The organism is Winogradskyella vidalii (assembly GCF_013403955.1).
In the GTDB taxonomy this organism is placed as follows: domain Bacteria; phylum Bacteroidota; class Bacteroidia; order Flavobacteriales; family Flavobacteriaceae; genus Winogradskyella; species Winogradskyella vidalii.
The window spans coordinates 1-4,523 of record NZ_JABFDG010000019.1 but is presented as its reverse complement, the minus strand read 5'-3'; the positions used below and the strand labels follow the sequence as shown (position 1 = coordinate 4,523).

The window sequence follows — 4,523 nt, the reverse complement described above, 5'->3', positions numbered from 1 at the left end:
TTTTTGGATAACTTTTTTGCTCTTAATGATATGCTATAGTCGAGTTTATTCACTTTTTGTAGTAATTGCTGCTAACGTGTTTGTGTATGGTTAGTTGCGTGGTTAAGCAACTAAGTTAGCAAACTTTAACGAACCCGTGAAAATTCCGCAGGAATTTTCGCAAGTAGGCTAGAACCAAGCAATTAATTATACACGGTGTTGTAAAACGTTTTTTCTTTCAGATTAAATTGTTCATTATGATACTTTAAATACTCAAAATGACTTTTTGAAATTTTTTCCGAATTTAATTTGTCATATTTTGAAACTCCTAATTTTTCCAAGTCAGATTTTTTGAGTGAAGATGATATTAATATTTTTCCATAATTGTCGAATGAAATTAGAAATTTGTCGAATAGTTTATCATAATTTGGCGTTAATAAAAGTCCATTGTATAAGTCGTACTTTTCGTTTTCGTTACATTCACTAAAAGGCTTTATGTGTGAGGCAATTAATAATTCTTGAATCTCAAGATTAGTCACACAAGATTTTCCCCAATATTCAATTAGTTTTTTTCGATAATTAGATTGTCCTAACCTTATTTTTACTAAAGCAGTCTTTTCGCTGTTTGATAATTCAGTACTATTTTCTATCTTTTTTATTTGTTCAAGAATATTTGGTTCAATTTCGACAATTGAGTTTTGTCTGTTTTTTAATAATCTATTTGCTTTTCCAATCGTCTCATCTGTTAACCTATTCTTATTCGCAAACTGTGTAATATATTCTAAAGCAACAATTTCCAATTTTTTCCGAAAGATTGTTTTTCCTTTTGTTGCTCTTGATTTATAGGACTTATCAGTCCAAGATTCGTATTCCTTGTTTTTATTAAAACTGTCAAAAATCAAAGTATTATCTCTCGAATCAAAATGCTCTTCAAATACTTCGAAATATTTAATAAATGAAGCAATACTTATATGTTGAAATAGTTTTTTTACTTCATCAAGTGAACTGTCTTTAATCATATTTTCCTTTGTTCATAATGGTTCACTCAAATGTTTTACAACGGTTTTGTGTATGATTTCGTTGCGTGTTTAAGTACTAAAGTTAGCAAATAAATCACAGATAGAAAGTCCGCGAGGACTTTCGTAAGTAGGCTATAACTAGCAATGAATTATACACGGTGTTGTGCCCAGTTATTTTAAACGATAGATTGTTTTATTTTTTTCTCCTATTTTTTCAAATAAATTCAATTCTGCTCCTTTCTTTAAATCTCTACTTGCAGTTGCTGAAGAAATATCTTTAAAAATATCCATATAATCTTTTCTTGTAAATTCAGTTTTATTTAGTGAAATATAGTATTCTAATCTATCTTTTTCATTTAACGTTCGATTATTAAAATCTAATAGTTGACTTATAGAAATGTCAATAACGTTCAGCATATATTCAATAAACTTAGTTGATTTTCCAGATTTATCACTTTCAGCCAAAGCTTTGTAATATTTTTCTTGGTCATTACTGATTAAAGTTTCAAAAGGTAAAAACTCAAATATTGGATATTTTTCCATTAAAATTAAAGTTTGCCATAATCTTCCCATTCTGCCATTTCCATCCAAGAATGGATGTATAAATTCCATTTCGTAATGGAAAACACAACTTTTAATTAATTCAATTTCATCAGACTTTTCCAAATATTCAAAAAGGTCTTTCATTAAGTATGGTACATTTCCAAATGGTGGTGCTAAATGCTCAACTTTAGAGCCTTTTACAATTCCGACACTTTGAGTCCTATATTTTCCAGAATTTTCAATTAAACCTTCCATTAGGTTTTGATGTGCTTTTAAAAAGGATTTTTCATTAGAAGGATTGAAATTTTCTAAATTTTCATAGATTTTGATTGCATTTAGAACTTCAAGAACATCTTTTTTAGGACCAATAACTCTTTTGTTTTCAAGAAGTGCTGTTATTTGTTCTTCTGTAAGTGTGTTTCCTTCTATTTTTAATGAAGAATGAATAGTTTTAATTCTATTCTGTTTTCTCAATTTAGGTGAAGGTTTGTTTAATAAATTAGCATTTACTTCTCCTATTTTCTCTGAAATAGAAGTTATTAATTTTAAAATAGAAGATGTTATTTCGTAAGGTGGTTTCATTTGTGATACTATCATTTGATACTATCAAAGGTACAATCATTTAATCTGAATTATGTTATGAAACGTGATTTTTTAATTTGGCACAACGGTTTTGTGTATGGTTAGTTGCGTGGTTAAGCACGTAATTTAGCAAATAAAAACCGAATAGAAAATCCGCGAGGATTTTCGTAAGTAAGCACGAACCAAGCAATTAATTATACACGGTGTTGTAAAATCGTACTTTATATCAGACTTCGATTGAAATGTTAACTTTTCCACCAAGTCCTTTTTCTACGATGTCAAATAAGGTTTTTAAAGTCAGATTACTGCCATTATTTTCTACACGAGAAATGTAAGTTCGTTTTTTGTCAATCAATTCGCCAAGTTGTTCTTGAGTCAGATTTTTTTCCTCACGTGCATTTCGTAAAAGCAAACCGATTTTAAACGATTCAAAATCTCTGTCGAGTTCGTCTCTGCGTTCAGTTCCTTTTTTTCCGTAAACTGTGTCTTTTATGTCTTTCCAACTTTTAGTTTCCATTGCCTTTGTTTTTTTCTTCGTAATACTCTTTCATTAATCGAACAGCTTTGTCGATTTCTTTTTTCGGTGTTTTCTGTGTCTTTTTAGTAAATCCGTTCAAGAGTATAACTAATTTACCTTTATCGAAGAAGCAAAAAACTCGCCAAATATTCGAACCTAATTTTATTCGAGCCTCAAATAATCCTTTGTGAGTTTTCATTGGTGCCAAATACGTTTTCGGCACGTGCTGATAAGTTTCGATTATTTCAATGACCTTAAATATTTTGTCCTGAACCTTTTTCGGTTGAGCAAGTAGAAACTCCTCGAAATAATTTTTGTATTGTATTACTTGCCTAACTTTTTCCATTCCGACAAAGGTAACTTAAAAGTTACTATTTTCAAAATATTTCAAAAGTTTAATTCGAAATTCGAGGGTTTTTGGGTATGTTTTACAACGGTTTCGGCTATGAGTAGTTGTGTGGTTTAGCACTTAACTTTGCAAGTACACACCAAGTTGGAAATTCCACAGGAATTTCCAAAGTAGGCGAGAACAAGCAATTACTTATAGCCATTGTTAGCAGTTGTTATTTTTGATAAATGAATTTCAAACCGTCATATATAGCATCTTTAAGAATGGAAGTATGCCCTTCATTATTATAAATTTGAAATTTATAATTTATATTACTGAATTTTTCTTGTGAAATCTTTTTAGTAAAAATATCATTAGATTCTTTTGTTATATTAGGTTCTAACCCTCCATAACAATTAAAAACTCTTAGTTTAGACTGGTAATTATTTAATATTTCAAAATGTTTATCTTTAACTAATTCGTATGAATTCATCGAAAGGCTAGCTGAAATAATAATGTAATTTTTGAATAAGTTAGGTCTGTTTTGTAATGCGTATGTTGTAAATAAACCACCAAAGGAATGCCCTATTATTGTTCTTGAGGAACTTAGGTTTTTATATTTTGAATTGACTAGTTTTATTATTTTTTCTTCAATGAATTTTAAAAACTCTTTTCCACCTCCAGTATTATTTTCGTTCATTTCATAACCTTCAGTTTTATATGTCTTTTTAATTTTTATTTTTGAAAGAGTATCAATTTGGGATTCATTTCCAATACTTTTAAACTTAATTGGTGTGTAATCAAATGTTCTAAATTTTATCCAGTCAGACCTTGAACCGCTATAAGAGATACCAATAAATACTAAATCTTCAATTTTTTTATCATATATGTTTAGTATAGAATTTGCGCCAAGTACTATATCAGACATTCCAAATCCATCTAAATAATATACTGATTTGTAAGATTTAGATTCATCATAATTTAAGGGCAATGTAACCTTTATCATATATTCAGTTCCTCTTTCAGATTTCAGATTAAAGTAATCCGATTTTTTACTTGAATATCCTTGTCCATAACTAAAGGTGATATTTATTAATATAAATAATAAAAAAGTGTATTTCATTTGTGCGCATTTTGTTTTAATAACTGCTAACGGTTTTGTGTATGGTTAGTTGCGTGGTTGAGCACCTAATTTAGCAAATAAAAACCAAATAGAAAATCCGTGAGGATTTTCGTAAGTAGGCGGGAACCAGCCATTAATTATACACGGCTTAAGTTAGCAATTAAATAAAAACACTAAATTAAGATTTATAAATTAGAAAGAACAAAAGAGAGGAGTAAGGTTATTATATACGCAGAGACTTCAGATCTCGTCAACATTGAAAATCCCCTCTCTTTTCTACACAGATTTCGTACAGTTCTATGAGGCTTTAAGACCTCGATTTTAAGTCGTTGAAACTCGCGTAGATTGTCCTTTAAAAAAAACATTTCTTATGAATAAAGATATTAAATATTTTGGAATAGACATTAGCCATTTGGTTTTTGATGTCACAGA

General features: G+C 29.2%; 5 protein-coding genes. All 5 read right to left on the bottom strand.

The window, feature by feature from the left end:
* Positions 1-182: 182 nt before the first annotated feature.
* Entirely contained in the window at positions 183-998 is an 816-nt protein-coding gene (locus HM982_RS18110; protein ID WP_179354733.1) for an HNH endonuclease, read from the bottom strand.
* Positions 999-1,169: 171 nt separating this feature from the next.
* Positions 1,170-2,123, bottom strand: a complete 954-nt coding sequence (locus HM982_RS18105) for a Fic family protein (protein ID WP_179354734.1) — start codon at positions 2,121-2,123, stop codon at positions 1,170-1,172.
* A 226-nt stretch (positions 2,124-2,349) separates the two neighbouring features.
* On the bottom strand, positions 2,350-2,640 hold the full coding sequence (locus tag HM982_RS18100; RefSeq protein ID WP_042247315.1) for a helix-turn-helix domain-containing protein: 291 nt from the start codon (positions 2,638-2,640) through the stop codon (positions 2,350-2,352).
* Complete coding sequence (locus HM982_RS18095; protein ID WP_042247318.1) at positions 2,630-2,986, bottom strand: type II toxin-antitoxin system RelE/ParE family toxin; 357 nt, start codon at positions 2,984-2,986, stop codon at positions 2,630-2,632. Before HM982_RS18095 ends, HM982_RS18100 begins: the two co-directional genes overlap by 11 nt.
* A gap of 217 nt (positions 2,987-3,203) precedes the next feature.
* Complete coding sequence (locus HM982_RS18090) at positions 3,204-4,091, bottom strand: alpha/beta hydrolase (RefSeq protein ID WP_179354732.1); 888 nt, start codon at positions 4,089-4,091, stop codon at positions 3,204-3,206.
* Positions 4,092-4,523: the final 432 nt, after the last annotated feature.